The following is a 1,413-nucleotide window of genomic DNA, read 5'->3' on the forward strand; positions in this document are numbered from 1 at the left end:
GCCTTTTTGTATGGTTTCATCCATATCACGGCGGATTTTTGCCAGTCGGCGGCAGACGGCTGTAAGGCCGTCTGAAGGCTTCGTCAGAAGGCGGACTTGGACGGTGTTGTCCCGTTTGAGTGTGGAGGGCGTGTGCCTGCCGTTGGCGGTATGCGGCATGAAGCAAGGCGGCCGCGACATGGCAAAAGTTCGGTGAATCCGTTATTTCTGTTTGCTTTGCTCTAAAAGCTGTTTTCAGACGGCCTCAAAACCAAACCGGCATATGGGGATACCTTATGTGTAGAAAATCGTCGCGTTGTTTACACCACAGGTTGAGAAAAATAAGCCTGCAAGACCTCAAACGGCGTATCGCCGTTCAAACTGCGGTGTGGCTTCACAGTGTTATAGAAATTAACAAAGCGGCACAACTCCTTTCGCCGGTGTTCCGGACTGTCAAACAACTGTTTCTCATGCCACATCTCCATCAGGGGGCGGATAACCCGTTCCGCCTTACCGTTGGTCTGCGGACGGGCAACCCGGGTAAACTTTTGACCAATCCCGTTCTCATAACAGGCTACACCGAAAGCATGGTTGGCCGAGCCTTTATATTCCGTACCGTTGTCGGAGTAAACGCACTCAATCAGGTATGGGCAGGAATCAATCAGGTGTCCGGTCAGAAACTTGGCGGCACTATCTGCGCTTTTGTCCGGCAAAATGGCGGCGTATAGCTCCCTTGAGAAATCGTCGATGGCGACAAACAGGTAATCCCGCTTATCGGTGGCTTTCTGCCCTTTGAGCAGCGGCAGCCGTTTGGTATCGAGATGTACCAGCTCTCCGGGGTAGGATTTATTGTAGCGTTTGGCCTGCCTTTTGAGTTTTTCCTGAATGCCGCGTTCTACCTTGACCAGGCGTTTCATTCCGTACTTTGCCTGTTTGAAACGGTTGTTGGTACTGGTTTTTGGTTTGAGCAGTCTGCCCCTTGCGGCTTTAAGTGCGCGGTAAATGGTGACGCGGCTGACTTGGTAGCGGCGTGCCAGGGAGGTTACGCTTTCCTTCCAATGCGTGTAGGCCAGCCAAATGGCTTGGCGGTGGTGAGGGGTGAGACGGGTGTTTTTGTGCATGTTCATGTTTCAGTATTCTCCTGGAAATACTGTAAACAACGCTACTAGTTTCTACAGGTAATCAATCATGCCCGTTCGGGTGTCCAATAGCTCACTAAATGCACGGCTCAAACAGTCGATTTGGTCATCGTGCTGACCGTTTGGGAACATCCGCATTTCTGAAATCAGCGCATCTGTATCCCATGTGCCGTCATCCAGCACCATCACATTACCGATGTTGACCTGTGCCGCGAATGGCTCGGCTCGTGTCACCTTATCGCCCGACTCAGGGCTGGCAGATACAGAAAAACCCGCCAATTGACGGGTTAAATAT

Annotated in this window: 3 protein-coding genes; all 3 read right to left on the reverse strand. The window is 51.7% G+C overall.

What is annotated here, in order from left to right; all coding sequences use genetic code 11:
- The coding region (locus ACTHTY_RS11260; RefSeq protein WP_440367688.1) for a hypothetical protein at positions 1–180 on the reverse strand (180 nt) is incomplete at its 3' end.
- A 119-nt stretch (positions 181–299) separates the two neighbouring features.
- Positions 300–1,106: an integrase core domain-containing protein gene (locus tag ACTHTY_RS11265; RefSeq protein ID WP_440367689.1), complete on the reverse strand. Its 807-nt coding sequence runs from the start codon at positions 1,104–1,106 to the stop codon at positions 300–302.
- A 45-nt stretch (positions 1,107–1,151) separates the two neighbouring features.
- Positions 1,152–1,413, reverse strand: a 262-nt coding sequence (gene terL / locus ACTHTY_RS11270) for a phage terminase large subunit (protein WP_440367691.1), incomplete at its 5' end; no start/stop codon positions are given.

The sequence above is a fragment of the Neisseria sp. P0019.S002 genome (assembly GCF_051957155.1).
Lineage (GTDB): Bacteria > Pseudomonadota > Gammaproteobacteria > Burkholderiales > Neisseriaceae > Neisseria > Neisseria perflava.